The 25,539-nt window shown below is 70.1% G+C and carries 28 protein-coding genes; 14 read left to right on the top strand and 14 right to left on the bottom strand.

Translation table 11 applies throughout. The annotated features are described in order from the left end of the window. Positions 1-4: 4 nt before the first annotated feature. A complete protein-coding gene (locus ACFQGL_RS16925; protein ID WP_377512796.1) occupies positions 5-649 on the bottom strand; it encodes a dihydrofolate reductase family protein in 645 nt (214 codons plus the stop codon). A 317-nt stretch (positions 650-966) separates the two neighbouring features. On the opposite strand from ACFQGL_RS16925, the gene ACFQGL_RS16920 reads away from it, so the two are divergent. Then, complete coding sequence (locus ACFQGL_RS16920) at positions 967-1,293, top strand: hypothetical protein (protein ID WP_377512794.1); 327 nt, start codon at positions 967-969, stop codon at positions 1,291-1,293. A 66-nt stretch (positions 1,294-1,359) separates the two neighbouring features. Here the strand turns inward: ACFQGL_RS16920 and ACFQGL_RS16915 are convergent, their stop codons facing one another. Then, positions 1,360-2,421, bottom strand: a complete 1,062-nt coding sequence (locus ACFQGL_RS16915; protein WP_377512792.1) for a glycoside hydrolase family 43 protein — start codon at positions 2,419-2,421, stop codon at positions 1,360-1,362. 124 nt (positions 2,422-2,545) lie between these two features. Here ACFQGL_RS16915 and ACFQGL_RS16910 point away from each other — a divergent pair, with 124 nt between their 5' ends. Together ACFQGL_RS16910 and ACFQGL_RS16905 are read left to right on the top strand one after the other, a co-directional pair. After that, positions 2,546-3,004: a GNAT family N-acetyltransferase gene (locus ACFQGL_RS16910; protein ID WP_377512790.1), complete on the top strand. Its 459-nt coding sequence runs from the start codon at positions 2,546-2,548 to the stop codon at positions 3,002-3,004. Positions 3,005-3,095: 91 nt separating this feature from the next. Beyond that, positions 3,096-3,419, top strand: coding sequence for a hypothetical protein (locus ACFQGL_RS16905; RefSeq protein WP_377512788.1), 324 nt, complete (start codon positions 3,096-3,098; stop codon positions 3,417-3,419). Here the strand turns inward: ACFQGL_RS16905 and ACFQGL_RS16900 are convergent. Together ACFQGL_RS16900 and ACFQGL_RS16895 are read right to left on the bottom strand one after the other, a co-directional pair. Continuing rightward, positions 3,416-4,474 carry an IS630 family transposase gene (locus ACFQGL_RS16900; RefSeq protein ID WP_377512786.1) on the bottom strand — a complete coding sequence of 353 codons (1,059 nt, stop codon included), beginning with the start codon at positions 4,472-4,474 and terminating at the stop codon, positions 3,416-3,418. The two genes, ACFQGL_RS16905 and ACFQGL_RS16900, sit on opposite strands and share 4 nt — an antisense overlap. 60 nt (positions 4,475-4,534) lie before the next feature. Beyond that, complete coding sequence (locus ACFQGL_RS16895; RefSeq protein ID WP_377512784.1) at positions 4,535-5,161, bottom strand: RICIN domain-containing protein; 627 nt, start codon at positions 5,159-5,161, stop codon at positions 4,535-4,537. Between the two features lie 493 nt (positions 5,162-5,654). Here ACFQGL_RS16895 and ACFQGL_RS16890 point away from each other — a divergent pair, with 493 nt between their 5' ends. Continuing rightward, positions 5,655-6,041, top strand: coding sequence for a hypothetical protein (locus tag ACFQGL_RS16890; protein WP_377512782.1), 387 nt, complete (start codon positions 5,655-5,657; stop codon positions 6,039-6,041). A gap of 23 nt (positions 6,042-6,064) precedes the next feature. Here ACFQGL_RS16890 and ACFQGL_RS16885 read toward each other — a convergent pair whose 3' ends face one another. The 9 genes from ACFQGL_RS16885 to ACFQGL_RS16845 form a co-directional block, all read right to left on the bottom strand. Next, positions 6,065-6,505 (bottom strand): GNAT family N-acetyltransferase, encoded by a 441-nt coding sequence (locus ACFQGL_RS16885; RefSeq protein WP_377512780.1) that lies wholly within the window; start codon positions 6,503-6,505, stop codon positions 6,065-6,067. A gap of 43 nt (positions 6,506-6,548) precedes the next feature. Continuing rightward, a complete protein-coding gene (locus ACFQGL_RS16880) occupies positions 6,549-7,802 on the bottom strand; it encodes an RNA polymerase sigma factor (RefSeq protein ID WP_377512778.1) in 1,254 nt (417 codons plus the stop codon). 37 nt (positions 7,803-7,839) lie between these two features. Beyond that, the gene (locus ACFQGL_RS16875; RefSeq protein WP_377512776.1) at positions 7,840-8,211 is read right to left on the bottom strand and encodes a YciI family protein; all 372 of its coding nucleotides are present in this window, start codon (positions 8,209-8,211) and stop codon (positions 7,840-7,842) included. A 70-nt stretch (positions 8,212-8,281) separates the two neighbouring features. Next, positions 8,282-8,974 (bottom strand): DUF998 domain-containing protein, encoded by a 693-nt coding sequence (locus ACFQGL_RS16870; protein WP_377512774.1) that lies wholly within the window; start codon positions 8,972-8,974, stop codon positions 8,282-8,284. A 373-nt stretch (positions 8,975-9,347) separates the two neighbouring features. Beyond that, the gene (locus ACFQGL_RS16865; protein WP_377512772.1) at positions 9,348-10,613 is read right to left on the bottom strand and encodes a WD40/YVTN/BNR-like repeat-containing protein; all 1,266 of its coding nucleotides are present in this window, start codon (positions 10,611-10,613) and stop codon (positions 9,348-9,350) included. Continuing rightward, entirely contained in the window at positions 10,600-11,121 is a 522-nt protein-coding gene (locus tag ACFQGL_RS16860; RefSeq protein ID WP_377512769.1) for a sigma-70 family RNA polymerase sigma factor, read from the bottom strand. The genes ACFQGL_RS16865 and ACFQGL_RS16860 overlap by 14 nt, the downstream gene beginning before the upstream one ends. 162 nt (positions 11,122-11,283) lie before the next feature. After that, entirely contained in the window at positions 11,284-11,724 is a 441-nt protein-coding gene (locus tag ACFQGL_RS16855; RefSeq protein ID WP_377512766.1) for a VOC family protein, read from the bottom strand. An 11-nt stretch (positions 11,725-11,735) separates the two neighbouring features. Continuing rightward, entirely contained in the window at positions 11,736-13,232 is a 1,497-nt protein-coding gene (locus tag ACFQGL_RS16850; RefSeq protein ID WP_377512763.1) for a peptidase M16 family protein, read from the bottom strand. Between the two features lie 100 nt (positions 13,233-13,332). Next, positions 13,333-14,058: an SDR family oxidoreductase gene (locus ACFQGL_RS16845; protein ID WP_377512760.1), complete on the bottom strand. Its 726-nt coding sequence runs from the start codon at positions 14,056-14,058 to the stop codon at positions 13,333-13,335. 96 nt (positions 14,059-14,154) lie between these two features. Between ACFQGL_RS16845 and ACFQGL_RS16840 the strand changes: the two genes are divergently transcribed. After that, positions 14,155-14,994: a LysR family transcriptional regulator gene (locus ACFQGL_RS16840; protein WP_377512757.1), complete on the top strand. Its 840-nt coding sequence runs from the start codon at positions 14,155-14,157 to the stop codon at positions 14,992-14,994. Positions 14,995-15,047: 53 nt separating this feature from the next. On the opposite strand, the gene ACFQGL_RS16835 is transcribed toward ACFQGL_RS16840, so the two are convergent. Beyond that, entirely contained in the window at positions 15,048-15,761 is a 714-nt protein-coding gene (locus ACFQGL_RS16835) for a GntR family transcriptional regulator (RefSeq protein WP_377512753.1), read from the bottom strand. A 134-nt stretch (positions 15,762-15,895) separates the two neighbouring features. On the opposite strand from ACFQGL_RS16835, the gene ACFQGL_RS16830 reads away from it, so the two are divergent. From ACFQGL_RS16830 to ACFQGL_RS16790, 9 genes are read left to right on the top strand one after another with little or no spacing between them, the layout of a single operon-like run. Next, entirely contained in the window at positions 15,896-16,945 is a 1,050-nt protein-coding gene (locus tag ACFQGL_RS16830) for a sugar ABC transporter substrate-binding protein (RefSeq protein ID WP_377512750.1), read from the top strand. Next, entirely contained in the window at positions 16,945-18,033 is a 1,089-nt protein-coding gene (locus tag ACFQGL_RS16825; protein WP_377512747.1) for a mandelate racemase/muconate lactonizing enzyme family protein, read from the top strand. The genes ACFQGL_RS16830 and ACFQGL_RS16825 overlap by 1 nt, the downstream gene beginning before the upstream one ends. Beyond that, on the top strand, positions 18,030-19,103 hold the full coding sequence (locus ACFQGL_RS16820) for an ABC transporter permease (RefSeq protein WP_377512744.1): 1,074 nt from the start codon (positions 18,030-18,032) through the stop codon (positions 19,101-19,103). The genes ACFQGL_RS16825 and ACFQGL_RS16820 overlap by 4 nt, the downstream gene beginning before the upstream one ends. Next, positions 19,100-20,050 (top strand): ABC transporter permease, encoded by a 951-nt coding sequence (locus tag ACFQGL_RS16815; RefSeq protein WP_377512741.1) that lies wholly within the window; start codon positions 19,100-19,102, stop codon positions 20,048-20,050. The genes ACFQGL_RS16820 and ACFQGL_RS16815 overlap by 4 nt, the downstream gene beginning before the upstream one ends. Then, positions 20,047-21,579, top strand: coding sequence for a sugar ABC transporter ATP-binding protein (locus tag ACFQGL_RS16810; RefSeq protein WP_377512737.1), 1,533 nt, complete (start codon positions 20,047-20,049; stop codon positions 21,577-21,579). The genes ACFQGL_RS16815 and ACFQGL_RS16810 overlap by 4 nt, the downstream gene beginning before the upstream one ends. Continuing rightward, the gene (locus ACFQGL_RS16805) at positions 21,576-22,553 is read left to right on the top strand and encodes an aldo/keto reductase (RefSeq protein WP_377512735.1); all 978 of its coding nucleotides are present in this window, start codon (positions 21,576-21,578) and stop codon (positions 22,551-22,553) included. The genes ACFQGL_RS16810 and ACFQGL_RS16805 overlap by 4 nt, the downstream gene beginning before the upstream one ends. Next, complete coding sequence (locus ACFQGL_RS16800) at positions 22,550-23,398, top strand: amidohydrolase family protein (RefSeq protein ID WP_377512732.1); 849 nt, start codon at positions 22,550-22,552, stop codon at positions 23,396-23,398. The genes ACFQGL_RS16805 and ACFQGL_RS16800 overlap by 4 nt, the downstream gene beginning before the upstream one ends. Next, positions 23,395-24,234 (top strand): fumarylacetoacetate hydrolase family protein, encoded by an 840-nt coding sequence (locus tag ACFQGL_RS16795; protein ID WP_377512729.1) that lies wholly within the window; start codon positions 23,395-23,397, stop codon positions 24,232-24,234. The genes ACFQGL_RS16800 and ACFQGL_RS16795 overlap by 4 nt, the downstream gene beginning before the upstream one ends. Then, positions 24,234-25,538, top strand: coding sequence for an enolase C-terminal domain-like protein (locus tag ACFQGL_RS16790; protein WP_377512726.1), 1,305 nt, complete (start codon positions 24,234-24,236; stop codon positions 25,536-25,538). The genes ACFQGL_RS16795 and ACFQGL_RS16790 overlap by 1 nt, the downstream gene beginning before the upstream one ends. Position 25,539 lies beyond the last annotated feature (1 nt).

The following is a 25,539-nucleotide window of genomic DNA, read 5'->3' as shown; positions in this document are numbered from 1 at the left end:
GGTGTCAGTCGTCGCGTCCGGCGCCGCGATCGGGTGCGGCCATGTCTCCCGTGGTGGGCGTGCCGTCGGCGAGGCCGTAGCGCAGGTACACGGTGCCCTTCGAGTTGGCCACCGGCGGTTCGAGGAGCGTGAGGTTCGCGGGCACCGCGCCACCGTCGAACACCTTCTTGCCGACGCCGAGCACGATCGGGTGCACCCAGAGGTCGAGACGGTCGAAGAGCTTCTCGCGCAGGAGGCTCTGCACCAGGTTCAAGCTGCCGACGACCTTCACGTGCTTGTGCCGGTCCCGGATCTCGCGCACCGCGCCGGCCAGATCCGGGCCGAGCTGGCTGGACCCGGCCCAGGAGAGGTCGGGCCTGCCACGGGAGGCCACGTACTTCGGGATGCTGTTGAAGAGCGCGGCGATCTCGTTGTCCTGGCCGCCCTCCTGGTGGGGCCAGTAGGCGGCGAAGATGTCGTACGTCCGCCGGCCGAGCAGGAGGGCGTCGGTGCCCTCGTACGCGGCGAGGACCTGCGCGCCGGCGACCTCGTCCAGCAGGGGCGCCTGCCAGCCGCCGAACGAGAACCCAGCCGGGTCCTCGTCGGGGCCGCCGGGCGACTGCGCGACGAGGTCGAGGGTGGCGAACAGTTCGATGTGGATGAGGCCCATGCCCTACTCCCGGTGAGTTGGTTGTCCCGCTCGGGAGAGTAGACCGGCGAGCGCCGACAACCTCAGCGCTACGCCGGGGCCATGCAGATTAGTTCACACGAATTGATCATTGTCGGGGGTGTCGGCTAACGTGCCCGTTCGTGAAGCGCTCTCGTATTGCCTCTGCCCTGTTGATCCTCGCCGCCACGACGGCTCTCGCCGCGTGTGGCGACGGAGACTCGGCGACGACGGCCGGATCCACGCCGTCCGCCTCCGCGCCCGTCGCCGCAACCTCGGCGGCTGCCCCCACGCCGACCGCGTCAGCCGCGACGGCCGCCGTGAGCGACAAGGAACTGTGCGAGTCGGCGAAGAAGGCCAACGACGAGATGCGGGCTGCCCTCGTCGAGGCCGCGAAGTCGTCCGCTGAAATGACGCCGGCGGATTTCAAGAAGATCCTGCTTGAGCTGGACCAGAAGGTGACCGCGGTGGCGTCGACCGGCGGTGACGGCAAGCTGGCCGCCGCCCTGCGGGAGTTCGGCGTCCTGTCGGCCAAGGCGGCAGCGGCGGCGGACCCGGCGGCGGCCGCGGACAACCCGGCCTACCTCAAGGCCGGCGCGGACATCACCGCCGCGTGCAAGGCGGTCGGAGTCAACGTCATCTTCTGACCATCGTGGTTCACCCGAGGCCGACCAGCGTGGCGCTGGTCGGCCTCGGCCGTTGCGGCGCGCGGCTTACTCGAAGAACTTGATGCTGAACCCGGTGTCGGTCGTCGGGCCGGGCACGTTGGCGCGGCGGTAGGTGGTGTTGCCCCACCAGCAGAAGGTGCCGGTGTACCAGTAGCGGTTCGCCCAGGAGTACGGGGTGCCCTTGGGCACCGCGTGGAACATCAACGGGAACCTCGGCCCGGCCGGAGGGCTCGTCGCGATGTCGCCGTTGAGCAGGACGAAGCTGTGGTGGCCGGGGCCGTTGACGTGCAGGGTGGCATCCCAGCCGGCCATCATGGTCGCCGGATTCGAGCCGAACAGGCAGCCGTTCGACTTGTACCAGTCCCACACGTAGGTCGGGTCGCCGCCGGCCCGCAGTCGCAGGTCGGCGAGGCAGTACTGGTCACTCCAACTGCCGTTGGCGGAGTAGACGATGTGGAGTTGCCCGTTCGGGTCCCTGATCGCCTCGGGTGCCTCGTTGATGTACGGGTTGCCGACGACACGTTCCCAGCCCTCCCGCGGCTGCGAGATGATGAATCGGCTGCCCGTCGGGGTGAGCGGATCGCTCATCCGGCTGAGATAGATGTTCTGCTCGACGTTGGTGTCGCCGGCCCACCCGGACCAGACGAACCATCGTTGCCCGTTGAAGGTGAACAGGCTGCCGTCGATCGCCCACTTGCCGCCCGGCAGGGCGAGTTGCCGCTCGGCCGTGTAACCGCTTGCCGGAGCCGTCGAGCTGATCGCGTACATCCGGTGTGCGGCGCCGCGTCCGGCCGAGAAGTAGATGTAGTAGCGGCCACCGTCGATGACGATCTCCGGAGCCCAGACCTCGCCCAGGTTGCGGGAGTCGGTCCACACCTGACGCGCGGTGGCGGCGGCCAGCGCGTCGGTCGATGCCGCCTGCCGGACGGCGATCCCGCCGTTGGCCGACTGCACGGAGATGTAGGTGCCGCCGACGCGGATCACGCTCGGGTCGGCAGCCCGCAGGCTGGTCTGCCCGGCGACAGCCGGCCTGGGATGTGGTACGGACAGCCCGGTGGCGACCACGGCCGCCAGCAGGATGGACAGGAGTCGGTTACCGGCATTCACGATCGGAATCCCTTCTGCCCCCCGCCCACACGTTGCCACAACCTGGTCCGAAAGGCTCCCCGGACCAGAGAGGTGCCCGTCGATCGAAGAAGATTCTCGCGGTACGCACGACGGGGGAGAGCGGATGCGGATGACGGTACGGGCGGCGACGGCGGCCGACGCGGCGGTGTTGGGTGGCCTGCGCTGGCGGCGGTTGACCGAGGAACGCGGCTACACCGGGACCGACCGGGCCGATTTCCTGGCGATGTTCTCGGCCTGGGTCACCGCCCACCTGTCGACCCACCTGCCCTTCCTCGCCGAAGCCGACGATGAGGCGGTGGGGATGGCCTGGCTGATGGTCGCCGACCGGGTACCGACCCCGGTCCATCGGGTTCGTCGAAGCGGGGACGTCCAGTCGGTGTACGTGGTGCCGGAGCTACGCGACGGCGGGATCGGCGCGGCCCTGCTGGAGGCCGTGTTGGCCGAGGCGCGCAAGCTCGACCTGGAGCACGTGACCGTCCACTCCAGCGTACGGGCGGTGCCGTTCTATCAGCGGGTTGGCTTCCAGCACGACCAGACCTGGCTCCGCTGGCAGCCGGAGTGAAGTTCGCGAAGATGCGGACCAGCGCGGCGCTCCTCGCCCCGCTGGTCCTATTGTCGCGTGTCTGATTTTATTTGACGTTAGGATCGTCGTCGTGAGCAGTGACTTCGCGTTCTGGAAGGTCGGCGAGGGCGATCCGGGTGAGATCTACGATGGCTTGGCTGAAGGGGTCACTGACGGGATCGGGGCGTGCTCCGAGGTCTCATGGTTCCGCGACGAGCTGTTGTCACGCTGGCCTGACCTGGTGGACGTCCTTGAGCCGACCGAGTACGACCTTCGTGACGCGCCTGAGGATGCCGCGAAGTATGTGCTGCTCACTCTGCCGGTGAGCATGCTCGGCCATCTTGACGGGATCTTCGAACTGGCTCGGCAGTACGAGTTGCGCGGTTACAGCGGCGTGGCCGGCGAAGCGTTCTAGGTGGCCTTGGCCAGGATCTGGTCGGCGGTTCTGGTCCAGCAGAACGGTTGGCAGCGCTGGTTGTAGCCGTCGATGAACGCGCGGATCGCGCCGATGAGATCGGGGACGCTGGTGAAGCTGCCGCGTCGGATGGCCTGACGGGTGATGATCCCGAAGAAGATCTCGACCATGTTCATCCAGGACGCGCTGGTCGGGGTGAAGTGCATGGTGATCCGTGGATGCTTCGTGAGCCAGGCCTTGACGTTCGGGTGGTTGTGGGTGGCGTAGTTGTCGGCCACCACGTGCAGCTTGACCCGTGGATGCGCTTTGGCGACCTGCTTGAGGAAGGCGAGGAACTCGGTGTTGCGGTGCCGGTCGTAGCAGGCGTCAGCCGTGATCTTCCCGGTCGCCACCTCCAACGCGGCGAACAGTGTCGTGGTGCCGTGCCGCCGGTAATCGTGGGTGCGGCGTTCTGCCTGCTCGAACCGCATCGGTAACAGCGGCGCCGTCCGGTCGAGGGCCTGGATCTGCGACTTCTCATCGACGCAGACCACGACGGCGTTCGCGGGAGGATCGAGATACAACCCGACGACGTCGCGGATCTTCGCCTCGAGGTGGGGATCGGTGGAGAACTTGAACGTCTCGACCCGATGCGGTTGCAGGTCCCAGGCTCGCCAGATCCGGGCGACCTCGGCGAAACTGACTGGCATCCCGGCCCTGCTCAGATGCTCGGCGAGCAGCCGTGCCGACCAGTGCGTTACCGCTAGTTCCGCCGGTGGCGGATTCAGCGTGGACACGATCACCGCCGGCTCGTCGATCACCGGTGGACGACCCGAGCGAGGCAGGTCAGCCAAAGCGTCGATTCCGCCGGCCTCGTATCGGACGCGCCACGCGATCACCGTCTGCCGGGTCATCCCTACCCGCCGTGCGATCTCGGTGTTCGGTAAACCTTCCGCAGCCAGCAGCACCATCCGAGCCCGCTGCACATGCCCCGCGGGCGCGGTCGACGAACGCGTCAACTCCCGCAGCCGGGCACCGTCACCAGGACGCAGAACCAACGCGGCAGCAACAGACATGCCTCATTGTCCCGCACCAACAACGTCAAATCACTTCAGACACGCGACACTATGTCCTTATTAGCCATTAACAGGAATCGTAAACCAGATTTGGTTGGTCTGGGACAAACCTTGGCACTGGTACTGCTGAACTGGGACGCCGTTCCCCGTCGCGGCCGGGCCGCCTCGCACATCCAGGCACTTATCGTTGGCGTGCGCGGGGTGGATCTGGTAGGTAGGCCACAAGACGCCGTTGAGGTACCTTTCGCCCCCGTCCGTAAAAAACCAGCGCTGGTTGGTCTGAGTAGCGCCGAGGCAGGTGAACTGGTGGACTCGGACACCGTTGTTGGTCGCCCCCACGCCACCGATCACGTCCAGGCACCGGTCGTAGAAGAGGGCATGGTACGGCTTGAGCAGCCAATTGCCGTTGCTCTCGTATACCAGATACCAAAGCTGGTTGGTCTGTGCAGCTCCCAAACAGTCGAATTGCTGAATCAGGATGCCGTTGCCCGTCGCGGCAGGGCCGCCCATCACGTCCAAGCACTTCTGGCTGTGTGCCGCGCGGATGTTGAAGGGCCCCAAGACCTGTGCCACACCGAAACCACCACCCACCGCAACCGCTGTCGGCCGGACGGCGTCAGGCTGTGCTGTGGTCGATGTGCTGCTCGCCGCATTGGCGACTCCGGCTGGCGTCAATGCCATGACCATCGTCGTCAGTGCAAGGCAGAGAGCCAGAACTCTCCACGCTGCGCGTCCATCCGTGCGGAGGTCAGCCCACCCCGCAGTCGGTAGATTCCTTTGAGCCATGAACAATCCCCTCGCCTCCCGATTCGTTCTCGCACCGTCCAATTCGGATGACTCGCCGGAATAGCTCATCAATGCCGGAGGTGATCGAGCGAGTCCTGGGGTAGACGTGATCGCTCACCCCGATAACACGAATGCTATTACGCCGGTCTATGTGTCTGGGTGCCCGTCGGTTTGCCGGGTCCTTGATCCGACACAGTGAGTCGCAGGCGCCGCCCCGCGTACTCGAACTTGTTCTACGCACCATGGCGGGCCGCAGCGCAGCCACGGTCATCTCAACCGACTGGTTGCACTAAGCTCGCGTCCCATGAGCGGTGGGCTGGCTGGTCCTGGTGGGCGAGACACGGGTCTGCTGTGGGGCCTCGTCGCCGGGACGTGTATCGCCATGGTCCTGCCAATGTGGCTCGGACCGTCCAAGGACGACGGTCAGCCGGTGTTGGGTCCGGCGGTCTCGCTGACGGTGCTGGTCCTGTCCCTAGTACTCACCGCCATCGCGGCGGTGCTCTCGGTGGTGATCTGGTACGGCACGAGAGAGTGGTCGCGTGGGCGTCGCTGGGCCGTCGCCGGGCCGCTTGTCGTCGTCGCGGTCGGGGTGGCCGTGTTGGGCGTCGGCAGCCTGTTCCCGGCCCGGTGGGCTGGCGACGTGATGCTGGGTTGCCTGTTGCTGATCGCGGCGGCGGCGATGGCTGCGGTGTCCGCGCAGGTGGTACGGGTGCGGCCCAGCGCCGCTCGCGACCGACTGCGCAAGCGGTTCGAGGAGTTGCGAAAGGACCGTCCGCGGTGAGCTGAAGGATCGACAGTTACTGGTCAGGCCGGTCGGCGCACCATGAACACGTCGACCGGCTCCTCGATATCGACCGTGAAGCCGTGCCTCTCATAGAGTCGCTGGGCCGCGCTGCCCCGCAGCACCTGTAGCCGGATGAGGGTGCCGTCGCGGTCGCACTGCTCCAGCAGCCCGCGCAGCACGGCCGTGCCGATACCGCTGCCCTGCAGGTGCGGGGACAGATAGAAGTGCTCCAGCCAGTGCGCGTCCTCGGCCGGCCGCAGGGCCACGCAGCCGGCGAACGCGCCGCCCACCTCGATCATCCAGGTGTGCGCCGGCACGAACCGGTCCCGCAGCCGCTGCCGTACCCGCTGCTCGTCGTACCGTCCGAGCCGCTCCAGATCCGCCCGCAGCACCACGGCCCGCAACTCGGCCACCGCCTCGACGTCCGCCGCCGACGCCGGTCGAAGCTCCCAATCCGCCATGATCACCAAACTACCGGGCCGACTCCGATCGCATTCGGCCTGGTCAGCCCTCCGCCTTGCGTCGGAAGATCTCCCGCTCCGATGCGTTGCGGGTCAGCGCGGCGGCCCGCGCGTACTCCCGCTGGGCCTCCGCCGTCCGGCCGAGCCGCGCCAGGAGATCGGCCCGTACGGCGGGGAGCTGCGGATACTGGTCCAACGCGCCACCGGCCTGCACCTTGTCGACGATCTCCATCCCGTCGGCCGGGCCCTGGGCCATGCCCACGGCGACCGCCCGGTTCAGCTCGGCGACCGGCGACGGCCAGACGTGGGTCAGCACCAGATAGAGCGCCGCGAGTCGCGACCAGTCGGTCTCGGCCGTAGATCGGGCACGGGCGTGACAGGCCGCGATCTCGGCCTGCAACACGAACGGTCCGAGCACGCCGCCGATCTCCTGGGCCCGCGCCAGGGCGGCGAGGCCGCGCCGGATCAACAGCCGGTCCCAGCGGGCCCGGTCCTGGTCGCCGAGCAGAATCGCCGCGCCACCTCCATCGGTACGCGCCCAGGTCCGCGACGACTGAATCTCCATGAGCGCGACCAGCCCGTGTACCTCGGCCTGATCCGGCATCAGCCCGGCCAGCACCCGGCCGAGCCGCAACGCCTCCCGGCACAGGTCGGGCCGCATCCAGTCCTCGCCAGCGGTGGCCGAGTAACCCTCGTTGAAGATCAGATAGAGCACCTCCAGGACCGAGGCCAGCCGTTGGGGGAGCTGATCCGGTGGTGGAAGCTCGAACGGCACCCGCTTGGCGGCCAGGGTGCGCTTGGCCCGCACGATCCGTTGGCCGACGGTCGGCTCGGCGACGAGGAAGGCCCGGGCGATCTCCTCGGTGCTCAGGCCGCCGACCACCCGCAGGGTGAGCGCGGTACGCGCCTCGGTGGACAGCACCGGATGGCAGGCGATGAAGATCAGCCGCAGCAGGTCGTCGCCAACGTGATCGTCCAGCGCGTCGTCCACGGCGTCCTGCTCGTCCACCGGCGCGATCTCCAGGTCCCGGCCGATCTCGGCGAGCTTCTCGCCGTACCGGATGCGGCGCCGGACCAGGTCGATGGCCCGGTGCTTGGCGGTGGCCATCAGCCACGGCCCCGGATCTCGCGGTATGCCCTGCGTCGGCCACTGCTCCAGGGCGAGGACGAGGGTGTCCTGGGCGATCTCCTCGGCCAGACCGACGTCCCGCACGATCCTGGTCAGCCGGGCGATGAGTTGGGCGGCCTCGATGCGCCAGGCCGCCTCGACAACGCGATGAGGATCGGTAGCCGTCATGGCTACCGATCCAACCACCGTTGGCGTGCCCGCCAGCTCATCCCTGGGGTGCGAAGTCCTCCGGCCCGAAGACCCGCGAGATCTCGGCCTCACCCTCCCAGCCCTGCCACAGGTCGCGGTGCAGCCGCATGAACCGGCCGGCCCACTCGACGGCCTCCTCCTTGGAGCGGACCTCGTACACCACGTAGCTGATCAGCTCCTTCGCCTCGGCGAAGGGCCCGTCGACGACATTGAGCCCGTCGGCGGTGACCGCGATCCGCGCGCTGTTCGCGGTGGGAGCCAGCCCGCCCATGTCGAGCATCACGCCGGCGTTCGTCGCGTCCATCCCGAGCTTCGCGATGGCCTCCATCAACTCGGCGGGCGGCGGGCTGTCGGGCTGAGCGGCCTTGAGAATCACCAGATAACGCATCGTCTTCTCCTTGAGGTTTCCAGCATTTTCGGGGTACGTCAGAACGAGTCTCCATCGAGAGTGCTCAGGGTCAGTGCCGCGACGCGCGCCGGTAGCGGTCGAGCGCCACGGCCGACTGCCAGCCGCAGACCAGCACCACGGCACCGGTGAAGGCGAGCAGGCTCCAGGCGGCGCCGGCACCCGCCATCAGGCCGAGGAATCCGAGGCCGAACAGAACGCCGACGGCGCGGGACGACCGCGCCCAACCGGTGGCGCCCTCGGCGGCGAACCGCCGGGCCAGCACGAAACACGCCGCGATCAGGCAACTGAACCCGATGGCACCGGCGGCGAAGTGCCCGTAGCCGTGCCAACTGATCGCGCCGGGGCCCTGCGGGGTGCCGACCGGGAAACCCAACCCCGGGTCGGCGCGCAGCAGACCGGCGGCGACCAGGCTCACGCCGTACGCCCCGAGCAGCCGCGGCGCCCAGCGCGACCCGACCCCGGTGCCCAGCGCCCGACGCATCCCGACCGCGAACGCGATGGTCATCAGGCCGCTCAGCAGGAAGTTCGTGATGTGGATCCAGCCCCGGTCGCCGTTGCTGAGCATGCTCCATGCGTGCCGCGTCGGGTCGAACCCGGACCGGGTGAACACCTCGACCAGCGACACGGTGACGTACAGCGGGCCGGCGATGACGCCGTACGCCAGCAAGGACTTCGTGACGCGGACCGCCGGGTCGCAGGTCTTCGCGGCCGTCGTGGTGGTGCTGGTGATCTGCTCGGTCATGGTCGTTGCCCTTCGCGGTGGGCCGGCTCGTCCGGCCCTTCACCCATTCCCTCGAACGACCGGACCCGACTTCGACAACCCACCCCAAGATTTTTTGTGGACGCTGACTCAGCCGGGTTTAGGGTGTCGCAGTGCATGATCACGACGCCGGGGCCCCGGACCACTCGGATGGCCACGAGATGTTCCGGTACCTGCCCTTTCCCTTTCCCGACGGCCAGTTCCCCGACAACCTCGGGGCAGCGGTGCAGCACACGGTCCTGGTGGGCCGGGGTGGCGCAGCTCGCCAACCTGCCGCTCGGCCAGTGCGCCTTCCGGACCGGTCCCGGCGAGCCGTGGGTGATCGAGCCGCACGTCTGGGCAGCGGACTGATGTCTCAGGGTGACAGTGTGAAACGGGTCCAGGTGGTCGCGTCGGTGGTGAGCAGGAAGTGGTCCGGTTCGCCGGTCGACCCGTCCCGGCCGAAGAGCCAGGCGTAGCCGGGCGCGACGCTGGCCGCCCCGACCACCGGCCCGTACTCCCGGACCACCGTGAAGTGACGCCCGTCGTCCCGGCTGACCAGCAGCCGCGCGAGACGGTCCGGGTCCGTGCCCTCGGCCGGTGTGATCGCCAGCAGAGACCCGTCGGACCCGACCGTCAGGTCCCAGTGCGACGAGGTTGGCAGGTTCGCGCCGGTGTTCGTCCAGCTCTTTCCTCCGTCCGTGGTCCTCAGTAGCCGCATCGAAGGTTCCACTGCCGTCGGCTCGGCCAGCAGGTACCCCTCCCGATCGTCGAGCCCGACCACCGTCAACGCGTTCGAGTCGGGCCCCAACTCCCACGTGGTCCAGCTCCGACCTCGGTCGGCGCTGCGGGCGACGGCCGTCGCCGAGGTGCCGATCTCCATCAGGTTCGTCCGGTACGTCGCCCAGATCGTCCCGTCCGGGCTGGCATAGAGGCTGAACAGCGGTAGCGGCGAGGGTGGGCTGCCGGCGAGTCGGTACACGGTCCCGCTCGACGGGTCGACCGCCAGCGGCTCCCGCAGCGCCCCGCAGCCGAAGGCGCAGAAGACCGGCCGAGCCGTCACGGGGATCGTGGCGACGGCCACGATCGCCTCGTCCCCGTTCCGCCAGGTGCGGCCGTAGTCGATCGAGAGCCGGAGCGTGCCCGCGTCGCTGACCAGGTAGGACCGGTCACTGAGCACGGAAAAATAGAGAACCCTCTCGGGCGACAGGGAACTGGCCTGACATCTGGCGCCCTCGAACCGGGCGGCGTCCCAGTCCGACCAGCTCCGGCCACGGTCGCCGGTGTACGAGAAGTTCAGCACGCAACCGTTCCGTCGCACGTCGACACCGGAGTCGGGGCCGGTCAGGGTGAAGTCGCTGGAGCCGGCAGGCCCGGGTGACGGCTTCGGCGGCCCGGCCGGATCGGTCCGCTGTGGCCTCGCCGGGTCGGTCCGCTCGGGCCCCGCCAGGTCGGTCCGCTCCGGCTTCGCCAGCGAAGGTACGACGGCCACGCCGGCCAGTGCGACCAGCGCGGTCGCCAGCACCGCGACCGACCGGTGTCGGCGGGAACGTGCCCTGGAGCGGAGCTGGTCGAGGGGCGGCTGCCGGACGGCCTCGGTGAGAGTGGCGACGTCGAATCCGGAGAACTCACGATCGGACATTGATCCTCCCAGCTTCCATCGAGTCGGTGGCGTCGGAGTCGACGAGCAGCGCCGCCAGGGCTTGCCGGCCCCGGGACAACCGCGACTTCACCGTCCCGGCCGAAACACCCAACGTGGCCGCGATCTCGTCCACCGGCAGGTCCACGAGGTAGTGCAGGGCCAGGGCCTGCCGCTGTCCCTCCGGCAGCCCGCGCAGGGCCGCGAGCAGGGCGAGGTGCTCGGGAGCCTTGTCGGCGACGACCGGCGGCGGGCCGATCCGTCGCAACAGCCCATCGAGTACGCGCCGACGCCGGTACCGGCTGCGGGCCACGTTCACCGCGACGCGGCGCAGCCACGCCTCCGGATTGTCGAGGGCGCCAATGCGCCGGGGCATGCCCAGCGCCCGGGTGAACGCCTCCTGGACCGCCTCCTGCGCCTCGCTCATGTCGCCCGTCACCGCGTAAAGCTGGACCACCAGCCGTCGGAAACACCCGGCGTAGAGCTCGGCGATGAGATCACCGTCAGACACTGTCACCCCCCATTCCCACCACTTCCACCAACGGGGTGGGCAGAAGGTTCCCGCCTGATCGCGTTCGATCCTGGAAGCAGTGGCCTCGGGGTGACGTCGAGACCACTACAACCAGGATCGAGCGCGCGGATGCCGCACGCGGGGGCTCCCGCGGCGGGCGGATCAGGTGAGCTGCTCGGCCAGGGCGACGATGATGCCCGCGGGGCCGCGGACGTAGCAGAGCAGGTAGATGTCCTCGTACTGCGCGATCTCGCCGACGAGCTCGGCACCATGGGTGCGTAGGCGGGCGACGACGTCCTCGATGTCGTCGACGGCGAACATGATGCGACGGATGCCCAGCGTGTTGGCCGGCGCGTTCGCCGGCTCGGCACCGATCGCGGCCGGCGTGTGGAACTTCGTCAGCTCAAGCCGGCTGTGGCCGTCGGGGGTCCGCATCATGGCGACGTCGACCCGGACGTCGTCGAGCCCGATGACCCGTTCCACCCAGCGGCCCTCGACCGGCTGCGAGCCCTCCAGCTCCAGACCAAGCTCGACGAAGAACGCGGTGGCGGCCTCCAGGTCGTCGACCACGATCCCGACGTTGTCCATCCGCTGAAGCGTCATGCCCCCGAGCATTACACCCTGGTACTCAGCCGGCTGGCGGCTCGCCGGAACCGGCGTGGCGGCAGGACGGACCGGAGCTTGTCGGCGGCGTCCGCGAAGTCCGAGATGTTGGTGACGCAGCCGTGGCCGATGTGGGCGAGCCAGATCCCTCCGTACCGCTCGGCCACCAGCGCCTCGGACAGCGGGACGGTGTGCACGTTGCCGTCGCCGTCCACGGTGGAGATGGCGTCGGTGCCGATGACCAACGAGCCCTTGTTGCCGAACCGCTTCCGGAAGGTCGGCCTGACCACCTCACCTGCCGGCACGAAGCGGGTGCTGGGGCAGGGCTTTTCGGTCGCGCCGGGAAGATTCGGCGTCGACTCGTACGGCACGACGATCATGGCGGAGGAGAGCCAGCCGGACAGCACGTCCCGCGCCGCTGCCGGAGAGAGTTCAGCCAGCTCGGCGGGCGAATCCGAGAGGCGGTGTTCGCCCGTACCGAACAGCTCCCGGTGGATCACCGGTTCGAGTTGCTGGATCGGCCGCATCCAGTCCGTACGCTCAAAGATGGGTTCCAGGGCCGCGGGTGTCTCCACGTCTTCGGTCGGGAGCAGGTCGGCTATCTCCGCCCGATCGAGCCCGTCATCGACGAGCCGTCGCAGCTCGGCCCAGAGCAGCTCCGCCGCGACCGCCGCGTCGAAGTTCTTGCCCTTCCTGCCGTGCTCCGGGACGACCCGCAGCCCGAGCTCGTGCCGCGTGCTGTCGACGATCGCGGAGACGAACTCGGTGTGCTCGGCGATCCCGGCCGCGAAGACCGCCTCGACAACTCGCTTCCGAAGCGCCCACATCAGCAGGACCGCTTCCGCGCTGGGTTCGGCACCGACCGCCAACGCGACGCCCCGGACCTGGTCGGCGTACCAGATCGGCCCGATCTGATGGTTGACCAGCGGTGTGCCGCGGGTGACCCGCGGGCCGGCGGGCAAGCGGAGTCGCATCGACCCGGGGGCCTCGGCGGTCATGGCGAGCACGGCGTTGCCGGTGGTGAAGAACCGCTGCACGTGTCGTCGGATCTCGTCGGCGGTGAAGAGGCCGTAGTCCATCGCGGGCCACCGCGACAGGCCATGTCCGTGCGGCCCGTACCGTCGCGATAGCAGCGATCCCCACGGGTCGAGCAGCCCTTCGTCGATGTTCTCGACGTACCGGCTGTCCGGCTTGAGGGCGGCGACGGCATCGGCCAGATCGTCCGGCGGAAGATCGCTGACCGCCGCGCAGATGTCGGTGAGGCGTTCCGCGACCTGCTCCGGTGGGCCGGCCGCGAGAAATGCGGTCTCGTTCGTCCAGGTGTCGTCCGAGTACTCGTCCGGGACGCGGAGCTCGGCCCAGTCCACCAGGTGCAGCACCAGATGGTTCAGGCCGATGGAGTCGATCTCTTCGTCACGGGCACCGCAGCCGAACGTCAACGATGCGGCCGACATGCCGGGCTGATGTCGTTGGACGACCTGAACTCCGTCGATCTCCTCGCGGTCCATGCGCGGAGCGTAGGGTGACCGGTCAAGCCGTGCTCTCCCGTCACGTGGTGGCCTCGGCCTCCGGCTCGGTCGGCCGTCGAGAACGCGGTGCCGCCCGACCTCACCAGGGCACCACTCCGGCGTCGTCGAAGAAGCCACCCGTCGGGCCGTCGTCGGGCAGGGTCGCGAGCCTGATGGCGATCGCGGCGCCCTGCTCGGCGGTGCGTACGCCCCGGAAGTTGTTGAGGTCGGTCGCGGTGAAGCCGGGGCAGGCCGCGTTGATCAGGATGTTCGTGCCGCTCAGCTCCTTGGCGTACTGGACGGTGACGGCGTTGAGGAACGACTTCGACGGCGCGTACGCGACCGACAGTGGGCCGCTGTTCTCCTCGGGATCGAGCTGGCGGGCGAAGGAGCCGACGCTGCTGGACATGTTGACGATGCGCGGCGCGGTCGAGCGGCGCAGCAGCGGCAGCATCGCACTGGTGACCCGGATGACGCCGATGACGTTGGTCTCGAACGCGGTCCGCACGATCGAGAGGTCGGCGTTGGTGGGCTCCTGTGGCATGCCGCCGGTCACGCCGGCGTTGTTGACCAGCGCGTCGAGCCGGCCGGCGCGCTCCTCGAACAGCCGCACCGCGGCGTCCACGCTGTCGTCGTCGGTCACGTCCAGCGGTACGTGGAAGGCGTCGACGCCGGCCGCGCGCAGCTTCTCCACGGCGGCCTCCCCGCGCCGCCCGTCGCGGGCGCCGACGCCGACGCTCCAGCCGAGGGCGCCCAGGCCGGCGGCGATCTCGTACCCGATTCCCTTGTTCGCGCCGGTGACCAGCGCAATCTTCGACTCGCTCATGCCGTCGATCCTGTCCGCGCCACGCTGTGGTCTCCAAGACCGATTGGGTGGGCAGGAATACCCTGCGGGTATCGATCCGGGGGTACCGTGGCAGAGATGGAGACGCGGGAGCTGCGCTACTTCGTGGCCGTCGCTGAGGAGCTGCACTTCGGGCGGGCCGCACAACGGCTGGGCATCGCGCAGCCGCCGCTGTCCCGGGCGATCCAGCAGCTCGAACGGCGGCTCGGCGTGACACTGTTCGACCGCGGTAACCGTGCCGTGGCGTTGACCGCGGCCGGGTCGGTGCTGCTGCGCGAGGGCCGGGCAGCGCTCGACGCGGTCGCCGCCGCCGAACGCCGTACCCGCCGGGCCGCGACCGGCCGCTCCGGCCTGGTCCTCGTCGCGAAGGCCGGGGCCTCCGCGGAGCTGGTGTCGAAGCTGCTCGACGCGTACGCCGCCGAGCCCGATTCGGTCCCCGTCGAGATGTTGCTGTGCGGCGTCGGCGAACAGGAGCGCCTGCTGCGGGACGGGCGGGCCGACGTGGCGCTGCTGCACCTGCCGTTCGACTCGACGGCCGGGTTCGACACCGAGGAGTTGCGTACGGAGAGGCAGGTCGTGCTCCTGCCGGCCGGGCACCCGCTGGCGAACCGAGCACACCTGACGCTCGCCGAGGTCGACGCGCTGCCCGGCCTGCCGCAGCCGCGCTGGCCCGGCCCCGACGGCAGCTATCCCGAGGGCCCCGGCCCGGAGGTACGCGAGCACGCCCAGTTGTTCCAACTCGTCGCGCTGGGCAGGACCGCGGTGATCCTGCCGGAGTCGGTCCGGGCCGACCTGCGTCGCGACCTGGCCGCCGTACCGGTGCCGGACGCCCCGACGGTAACAACGGTTATCGCGTGGCCGCCGCACAGCCGTTCGCAGGCGCTGGCCGGGCTGGTCCGTACGGCGACCCGCCTCTGAGGTGTAAGGAAGGGACCCTTCCTATACACCAGGCGTTAATAAGGTGCCCTTCCTTACACCTCAGAGGCGGGGGCGGGGGGTGGTGGGTCGAAGGCGGGCAGGTGGCGTACCTGGGCGGCGGTCAGGTGGGCACGCATCGCCTCGCTGGCGCCCGGGGCGTCACCGGCGGCGATGGCGGCGGCGATGCGCTGGTGCTCGGTGTTGGTGTCCGGGGCGCCGGCGGTCGGAAAGTACAGCCGGTGCAGGTGCAGGTGCGAGTGCAGCCGGGTGACCGTGTCGCGCAGCAACGGGCTGCCGGAGACCTCGGCGATCAGGTCGTGGAACCTGGCGTCCAACGCGGTGAAGGCCGCGTGCCGGCGGTAGCCGTCGCCGGCCTCCACGTCGACGGTCGCCGCGGCCTCGGCGCTGATCCGCCGTCGGTCCTCGGTGGACGCCTGCGTGGCGGCCCGGCCGGCGGTGGCGCACTCCAGCAGCAGACGGACGTCGAACAGGTCGTCGAACTCGGCGCGGCTGAGCAGCGGTGTGGTGGTGTAGCCGGAGAGTGGGCGTTTGCGGACCAGGCCGTCGGCTTCGAGACGGGCGAGCGCCTCGCGTACCGGGGTGGGGGAGACGTCGAGCTCCCGCGCGAGGGCGTCGATGTTGACCCGTTCGCCCGGCGGAAGGACGTGGTCCATGACCAGCGCTTTTATCGACTCGTAGACGTCCTCGGCGAGGGTGAGTCGGCGGGCGGGGCGGAGTCGACCCTCGTGCGCTGGCTGCTGCGCCATCTCGTCTCCTAGGACCCCTTGACTGTGCCGGTGTGAGGGAGTACACACTAGCAAAGCAACATCCTATAGGAAATAGGCTTCTGCTCCGCGCGTCCCACCCCCACCGCCACCTCCCCACCACCGAGGAGACGTTCATGCCGCGCAGCATGCTGTCCCGCATTGGCTCCAGCCTCGCCGTCCTGGCCCTCGCCAGCACCACCTTCGCCTGCACGAAGAAGAGCGACGGCACCGACACCGAAGCCGGCGGTCGGGAGCCGGCACAGGTCAAGGTCGCGCTCGTACCCGGCGGCTCGCACCCCTACTTCCAGCCCTGGAAGGACGCCGGCGCCAAGGCTAAGACCGACTACTCCCTCGGCGACGTCACCTTCAACGAGACCGCCGGCTGGGACCAGACCAAGCAGAACGACGTGCTCAAGTCCCTGGCCGCACAGGGCTACAACGCCTTCGGGATCTTCGGCGTCTCGCCGGACAACATCAACTCCACCTTCGAGGACCTCAAGCGGCAGGGCTTCCCCGTCGGTTCGCTCGCGTCCTGCCCGGCCGGGGCCAACAAGGCCGACTTCTGCCTCTCCACCGACGTGGAACTCGCCGCGTACAAGGGCGCCAAGGCGGCCATCGACGCGATGGGCGGTCAGGGCAACCTGGTGCACCTGACCGGCAACAAGGTCGACTCCAACACCCAGCGCCGGATCAAGGGCGTGGAGAAGGCGGTCGGCGAGACCGGCGGCAAGGTGGTGCTGATCCAGAGCGTCACCGACATCGACAAGGACCTGCAGAGCGCCCAGAAGGCCGTCGCCGACCTGCTCGCCGCCAAGGGCCGGCAGATCCAGGCGATCGTGAACACCGCCTACAACCCGGCGGTCGCCTCCGCCGAGGGCGTACGCCAGTCGAAGCTGCCCATCAAGGTCATCGCCATCGACGACGACCAGGTGGTCCTCGACGGACTGCGCGGCGGATCGGTGGCCGCCACCGTCCTGCAGAACCCGGTCGGCCAGGCCAGCGTCGGCTCGTACGCCCTGATGAAGCTGGCCGGTGGCTGCACGATGACCGAGCCCGGCGTCACCATCGACTCCGGCTCGTTCGTGGTGACCAAGGACAACCTGGGCAGCTACGAGACCGACCGCACCGCCACCACCGGCGAGCTGAAGAAGAAGTTCGACAGCGACCTGCTCAAGTGCAGCTGATGCCGACGATCACACACGCCGAGGCGTACCTCGTCGACATTCCCGTCGAGACCGTCCGAACCGACGCCGTCCAGGCGTTCCTCAAGCAGGAGACGGTGTTCGTCGAGCTGACGACCGCCGACGGTGGGCAGGGCACCGGGTACTCGTACACCATCGGGACCGGCGGCACCGCGGTGCTCGCGCTGGTGCGCGACTACCTGCTGCCCCACCTGATCGGCCGCGACGCGTCCCGGATCGAGGCGATCTGGCGTGACCTGCACGCCGCGACCCGCGCCACCGCGGTCGGCGCGATCACCTCGTTGGCCCTGGCCGCGGTCGACACCGCGCTCTGGGACCTGCGCGCCCGTGCCGCCGGCCTGCCCCTGTGGGTGCTCGCCGGCGGTGCCAAGGAGCGGATTCCGCTCTACGACACCGAAGGTGGCTGGCTGCACCTCACCGAGGACGAGCTGGTCGCCGGGGCGAAAGAGTCCCAGGCGGCCGGCTGGCCCGGCGTCAAACTCAAGGTGGGCAAGCCCAACCCGGCCGAGGACGCCGAGCGGATCGGCGCGGTCCGGGCCGCGCTCGGCGACCGCTTCGACGTGATGGTCGACGCCAACCAGTCGCTGACCGCCGCCGAGGCGATCAGCCGGGCCCGACTGCTCGAACCGCACCGGCTCGCCTGGTTCGAGGAGCCGCTGCCCGCCGACGACGTCGCCGGGCACGAGCTGCTCGCCCGCGCGACCAGCATCCCGGTCGCGGTGGGGGAGTCGATGTACTCGATCGGCCAGTTCGCCGAGTACCTGCGCCGGCAGGCCGCCGGCATCGTCCAGGTCGACGTGGCGCGCATCGGGGGGATCACCCCGTGGCTCAAGGTCGCCCACCTGGCCGAGGCCTGCAACGTGCAGGTCTGCCCGCACTTCCTGATGGAACTGCACGTGAGCCTCTGCGCGGCCGTGCCGAACAGCCGGTACGTCGAACACATCCCGCAACTACGCGCGATCACCCGGACCGAGATCCCCATCGTCGACGGCCACGCGCTCGCCCCGGCCGGACCCGGCCTCGGCATCGACTGGGACCGCGACGCGATCGAGGACAGGAGGGTGGCGTGAAGACCGAGACCCCACCGGCGGCGCCCGCCGCGCCGCCGGCCGCGGAGCCCGGGCCGCCGACCCGGGCCCTGCCGGTCTGGGCGAACCCCCGGCTCGGCCTGCTCATCGTCATCGCCGTACTGGTCACCGTCTTCTCGTCGCTGACCCCCGCGTTCCTCGACCCCCGCCTCACGCTCGCACCACTGCAGGCCGACATCAGCGTGTACGTCGTGGTCGGGCTCGCCCAACTCGCCGTGCTCTCCCTCGGGCACATGAACGTGGCCGTCGGCCGGATGGCCGCGCTCTCCACCTTCGCGATGGGCCTGGCGTACGACCGGCTCGGCGTACCCCTGCTGGTCGGGTTGCTCGTCGGCCTCGCCGTCGGTGCGGGCATCGGCGCGCTCGCCGGCCTGCTGATCGCCAAGACCGGGGTGAACTCCTTCGTGGTGACCCTCGCGCTCGACTTCGGGCTGCTCGGCCTGGTCACCATCCTCTACACCTGGGCGACCGGTGGGGTGTCGTTCGCGGTGCAGCCGAGCGGGCTGGCCGCGCTGCGCTTCGACACCTTCGCCGACTACTGCATGGGTGACGTCTGCGGACCCCGGATCCCGCTGGTCGTGCCGATCGCGGTGGTCGCGGCGCTCGGCGTCGGGCTGCTCTTCCGGTACGCCCGGCTGGGCCGGGAGATCCTGATGACCGGCTCCAACGCGGTCGCCGCCGAGCTGTCCGGCATCCCCACCCACCGGCGGATCGTCGCCGCGCACGGGCTGAGCGGCCTGCTCGCCGCACTGGCCGGCTTCCTGCTCGCCGCCAACAACGGCGCCTTCTCGGCCAACATCGGCGAGTCGTTCCTGCTGCCGTCGTTCCTGGCCCCGGTGCTCGGTGGCACCCTGCTCGCCGGTGGCGCGGTCAGCGTCCTCGGCACCGCGCTCGGCGCGACCCTCACCCAGGTGATCTACAAGGGCCTCAACCTGCTCCAGTTCTCCCTGGAGGAGCTGAAGCTCTATATCGGACTGGTCCTGCTCGCGGCGTTGTCGCTGGACCGGCTGCGGGCCGTGATCGCCGAGCGCAGGGCGGTGTCGACGTCATGAAGAGCCTGATCCGCACCAACGAGTTCACCCTCGCGGTGATCGCCGCCATCGGCTTCGCCGCGCTCGCCGTGGCCACCGACTTCAACCTGCTCACCGCCGGCACCCTGGACGCCTTCCTGCGCTTCCTCGCCCTGCCGATCGTCATCGGTCTGGCCCAGATGGTGGTGCTCGCCGTCGGTCAGATGAACCTCTCGGTGGGCGTGCTCACCGGATTCTGCGCGATGGCCTCGGCCTGGCTGATGATCGACGCGGGACTGCCCGCCCCGGTCGCGGTGCTCGCCGCGCTGGCCCTCGGCGCGGCCGTCGGCCTGGTCAACGGGCTGCTGGTGGTCTTCACCCGGATCAACGGGTTCATCGTCACCCTCGCCACCATGACGATCCTGGAAGGACTCCGGTACGGGGTGAACGGCACCGGCACCTATCAGGGCTACTCGCCCGGTCTGCGGGAGTTCGGCCAGGCGTCGGTGGCCGGCGTACCCGTGGTGTTCCTGCTGGCGGTGGCGATCGCGGTCGCCACGGCCCTGTTCTTCCGGCGTACCGTGCCGGGTCGGCACCTGCTCGCCTCCGGCGGCAACCCGTTCGCCGCGCGGCTGTCGGGCGTCTCCAACGACCGCGCGTTGGTGCTGGCCCACACCCTGTCCGGGCTGCTGGCCGGGTTCGCCGCCGTGATCGTGGTGGCCGCCCTCGGTTCGGTCAACGCCTCGATCGGCGACGACCTGCTGCTGCCCAGCTTCGCCGCGCCGATCATCGGCGGGGTCGCCCTGGCCGGCGGCATGATCAGCGTGACCGGCACGGTGCTCGCGGCATTCCTGGTCCGGCTGGTCGACGTGAGCCAGTCGCAGTTCGACATCAACCGGCGCTGGGTGGACCTCATCATCGGCGCGGTCGTCCTCGGCGCGGTGCTGCTCGGCCAGTTCCGCGACAAGCTCTCCGGAGGTACCCGATGAGCGTCGTACTGGCCGCGGAGAACCTGGTCAAGACGTTCCCCGGGGTGCGGGCCCTGGACGAGGCGACGCTGACACTGAGCGCCGGCAGCGTGCACGCGCTGCTCGGCGAGAACGGCGCCGGCAAGAGCACCCTGATCAAGGTCCTCACCGGGGTGTACCGGCCGGACAGTGGGCAACTGCGGCTGCCCGGCCCGGACGGACAACTCCGTACCGTGCAGCTCGGCAGCCCGCAGGACGCCCAGCGGGCCGGCATCGGCGTGGTGCACCAGGAGCGGAACCTGATCCCGGCGTTCAGCGTCGCGGAGAACATCTGCCTGCAACACCTGCCCCGACGCGCCGGCCTGCTCGACCGGGCCGCGCTGCGTACCGAGGCCCGCCGCTGCCTCGACCTGCTCGACCTCGACCTCGACCCCGACCTGCCGGTGTCGCGGCTGTCGGTGGCCCAGATGCAGCTCGTGGAGATCGCCAAGGCGCTGTCGGCCGAATCGACGGTGCTGCTGCTCGACGAGCCGACCGCGTCGCTGACCAACGACGAGGCCGACCGGCTGTACGCGATCGTGCGCCGGCTCGCCGAGCGGGGCCACTCCACCGTGCTGGTCAGCCACAAGCTGGAGGAGGTCTTCGCGGTCGCCGACACGGTGACCGTGCTGCGCGACGGCCGCAGCGTGGCCGAGGCCGAACCCCTCGCCGAGCACAGCCGGGACCAGATCGTCGACCTGATGGTCGGCCGGGCGTACCAGCAGGTGCACCTCGCCGCCCGGACCGTTCCGGCGGACGCCGAACCGGCGCTCGCACTCGATCACGTGGCCACCGCCGCCGGGCACCACGACGTCAGCCTCACCGTTCGCCTCGGTGAGATCGTCGGCCTGTACGGGCTGGTCGGCGCGGGCCGCAGCGAGCTGGCCAAGGCGCTGCTCGGCCTGGACCGGATCACCGCCGGCGAGGTACGGGTGCACGGCCGCCCGGCCCGGATCCGGGACGTGGGCGACGCCCTGCACCGGCACCGCATCGGGTACGTCACCGAGAACCGCAAGGAGGAGGGCCTCTTTCTCGACCAGACGGTTGCCCGCAACACCGCGGTGACGGTGTGGCGACGACTCGCCCGGCTGGGGCTGGTCCGCGACCGGGCCGAGCGGGCGCTGGTCGCCGACTACACCGACCGGCTGGGCATCCGCCTGGCCTCGCCCGACCAGTTCGCCGGTCAGCTCTCCGGTGGCAACCAGCAGAAGGTCAGCCTGGCCAAGTGGCTCGCGGCCGACTGCGACATCCTCATCATCGACGAGCCCACCGTCGGCATCGACATCCGCACCAAGGCCGCGTTCCACGAGCTGATCGCCGGCCTCGCCGAGCGGGGCATGGCCATCCTGCTGATCTCGTCGGACCTGCCGGAGATGGTCACCCTCGCCGACCGGATCACGGTGATGCGCGAGTTCGCCGTCGTCGGCGAGCTGGACAACGACCACGACTACGACAGGATGAGCCAGTCGGTGATCCGGCTCATCCACGACGACCAGCGGGTCGCCGGGTGAGGGCCACGGAACGGGTGACGCTGGGGCGTACCGACGTGCCGGTGACCCGGCTCGGGCTCGGCCTCGCCCCGATCGGTGGGCTCTTCGCCGTCGTGGGCGACGAGGTCGCCCACGCCACCGTCGAGGCGGCGTGGCAGCTCGGACTGCGCTACTTCGACACCGCCCCGCTCTACGGCAGCGGCCTGTCCGAGCGGCGGGCCGGCGCGGTCCTCGCCGGCAAACCACGCCACGAGTTCACCCTCTCCACCAAGGTCGGCCGGCTGCTGGTCCCCGGCGGAGACGACGGGCAGGAGTTCTGGGCCGAGCCGACGGACCTCGCCCCACAGTTCGACTTCTCCGCCGCCGGGGTACGCCGCTCGCACGCCGAGAGCCTGGCCCGGCTGGGGTTGGACCGGATCGACATCGCGCACATCCACGACCCGGACGACCACCTCGCCGAGGCGGTCACCGGGGCGTACCCGGCGCTGGCGCAGCTGCGGTCGGCCGGCGAGATCGGCGCGGTCAGCGCCGGTATGAACCAGGCGCCGGCGCTGGTCGAGCTGGCCCGCGCCGGCGACTTCGACTGCCTCATGCTCGCCGGCCGGTACACCCTGCTCGACCAGTCCGGCCTGGACGAGTTGCTACCGCTGTGCCAGCAGCGGGGGATCTCGGTCCTCGCCGCCGGGGTCTACAACTCCGGTCTGCTCGCCGACCCGAAGCCGGGCGCCCCCTACGACTACACCCCGGCCGACCAGACGCTGCTCGACCGGGCCACGGCGATCCGGTCGGTGTGCGACCGGTACGACGTGCCACTGCGGGCCGCGGCGATCCAGTTCCCGTTCGGCCACCCGGCGGTCGCCAGCGTGGTGGTCGGCGCCCGCGACCCGGAGCAGATCGCCGACAACGTGGCGATGGTCGAGTGGGATATCCCCGGTGCGCTCTGGGCCGCACTGAAGACCGAGGGCCTGCTACCGAGGGAGGTGCCGACCCCGTGATCGTGGACGCGCACCACCACCTGTGGACCGCCGACTACGCCTGGCTCGCCGCGCCGGAGCTGACGCCGATCCGTCGTGACTACACCGTCGCCGACCTGATACCCCGGTTGGACGAGGCCGGGGTGACGGCGACCGTGCTGGTCGAGGCGGGCCGCTGCGACGCCGACGAGACCGCCGAATTCCTGGCCCTCGCCGCCGGCACCTCCCGGATCGCCGGTGTGGTCGGCTGGGCGTCACTCACCGATCCCGCCCTGCCGGCCACCCTCGCCGGCTACCGCGAGCTGCCCGGCGCGGCGAAGCTAATCGGCATCCGGGACCAGGTGCAGGGGGTCACCGACCCGGGGCACCTGGCCCGCTCCGAGGTGCGGGCCGCCCTCGCGACGATCGGCGCGGCCGGGCTCACCTTCGACCTGGTCGTGCACGTCGGGCAGTTGCCGGCCTGCGCCGACGCGGTCCGGGCCACCCCGGGCACCACGTTCGTCCTGGACCACCTCGGCAAGCCCCGGGTGGCGGCCGGCGCCGCCGGCCTCGCCGAGTGGCGTCGGGCCGTACGGCCGCTGGCGGGCTGCGACAACGTCGTCGCGAAGCTGTCCGGACTGCTCACCGAGGCCGGCCCCGGGTGGACGGTGGACGACATCCGGCCGTACGTCGACGCCGCGCTGGAGCTGTTCGGCCCGTACCGGCTGCTGGCCGGCTCGGACTGGCCGGTATGTGACCTCGTCGGCTCGTACCCGCGGGCGTGGGCGGCGTTGGACGCCTGCCTGGGGGAGCTGTCGCCGGACGAGCGGGCCGCCGTCACGGCCGGCACCGCGATTCGTACCTATGCACTGGAGGTTGGTTCGTGAGATTTCTGCGCGTCGGACCGGCGGGGCGGGAACGGCCCGTGCTGCACGTCGATGGCCGGCACTTCGACCTCTCGGCGCTCACCGCCGACATCGACGGGGCGTTCCTGGCCGGCGACGGGATCCAGCGGGCCCGCGCGGCCACCGACCTGCCCGAGATCGACATCACCGGTCAGCGGATCGGCGCCCCGATCGCCCGACCCGGGGTGATCCTCTGCGTCGGGCAGAACTACGCCGCGCACGCCGCTGAGTCCGGCGCCGAGCCACCGACCGACCCGATCGTCTTCTACAAGGCGCCCAACACGGTCGTCGGACCCTACGACGACGTGCTGATCCCCCGCGGATCGACGAAGACCGACTGGGAGGTGGAGCTGGCGGTGGTGATCGGCCGCCGGGCCCGCTACCTCGACTCGCCGGCCGACGCCCGGGCGCACATCGCCGGGTACGTGCTCTCCAACGACGTCTCCGAACGGGACTTCCAGCTCGCCGTCTCCGGTGGGCAGTGGTCCAAGGGCAAGTCCTGCGAGACGTTCCAACCACTCGGGCCGTGGCTGGTCACCGCCGACGAGATCGACGACCCGCAGGCGCTGCGGCTGCGCTCCTTCGTCAACGGCGAGCCCCGCCAGGACTCCAGCACCAAGGACATGATCTTCGACGTGGCGTACCTGATCTGGCACCTGTCCCAGTACACCGTCCTGGACCCCGGCGACGTCATCAACACCGGCACCCCGCAGGGCGTGGCGCTCTCCGGCCGCTTCCCGTACCTGGCCGACGGGGACGTGATGGCGGTCGAGATCGACGGTCTCGGCGCACAACGCAGCACCCTCAAGAGCGCCTGATGGCAGTGATCACCTCCGTCGACACGTACGACATCCGGTTCCCCACCTCGCGGCAGCTCGACGGCTCCGACGCGATGAACCCCGACCCGGACTACTCGGCCGCGTACCTGGTGCTGCACACCGACGACGGGCCGGACGGGCACGGGTTCACCTTCACCATCGGGCGCGGCAACGACGTCTGCCGGGCCGCGATCGACGCGCTGGTGCCGTACGTGCTCGGCCTCGACCCGGACACCGTCGACCTCGGCGAGTTCGCCCGCTCGCTCACCCACGACTCGCAGTTGCGCTGGCTCGGCCCGGAGAAGGGCGTGGTGCACCTGGCCGCCGCAGCGATGATCAACGCGATGTGGGACCTGGTCGCCAAACGGGCCGGCAAACCGGTCTGGCGGTACCTGGCCGACCTGACACCCGAGCAGATCGTGGACCTGGTCGACTGGCGGTACCTCACCGACGCCCTGACCCCCGACGAGGCGCTGGAGCTGCTGCGCGCCGCCGTACCGGGCCGGGCCGAGCGGATCGCCCTGCTGACCGAGCGCGGCTACCCCGCGTACACCACCTCGCCCGGCTGGCTCGGCTATCCCGACGACAAGGTGCTCCGGCTGGCCAAGCAGGCCGTCGCCGACGGGTTCACCCAGATCAAGCTGAAGGTGGGCGCGGACCCGGCCGACGACGTACGCCGCTTCCAGGTCGCCCGCGACGCGGTCGGCCCCACCATCCGGATCGCCGTCGACGCCAACCAGCGCTGGGACGTCGCCGACGCGGTGGCCCGGATGCGGGAGCTGGCGCCGTACGACCCGTGGTGGATCGAGGAGCCGACCAGCCCCGACGACGTGCTCGGTCACGCGGCGATCCGTGCCGCCCTGGCGACCAGCGCACCGGACGGCGGGCCGATCCGGGTCGCCACCGGCGAGCACGTGGCGAACCGGGTGGTGTTCAAACAGCTGCTCCAGGCCGGCGCGGTCGACATCGTGCAGATCGACGCGTGCCGGGTCGGCGGCGTCAACGAGAACGTCGCCATCCTGTTGCTGGCGGCGAAGTACGGGGTGCCGGTCTGCCCACACGCCGGCGGGGTCGGCCTCTGTGAGCTGGTCCAGCACCTGTCCATGTTCGACTTCGTGGCGGTGACCGGCTCGACGCGGGACCGGGTCGTCGAGTACGTCGACCACCTGCACGAGCACTTCGTCGACCCGGTGGTGATCCACGACGGGCACTACGTGACGCCCACGGCTCCCGGGTTCTCCGCCGAGATGCGCCCGGAGAGCATCGCCGCCTACACGTATCCGGACGGCCCGGCATGGGCCTGAC

This window comes from Micromonospora vulcania, assembly GCF_042658605.1.
In the GTDB taxonomy this organism is placed as follows: domain Bacteria; phylum Actinomycetota; class Actinomycetes; order Mycobacteriales; family Micromonosporaceae; genus Micromonospora; species Micromonospora vulcania.
This window is presented reverse-complemented; position numbering and strand designations above follow the sequence as displayed.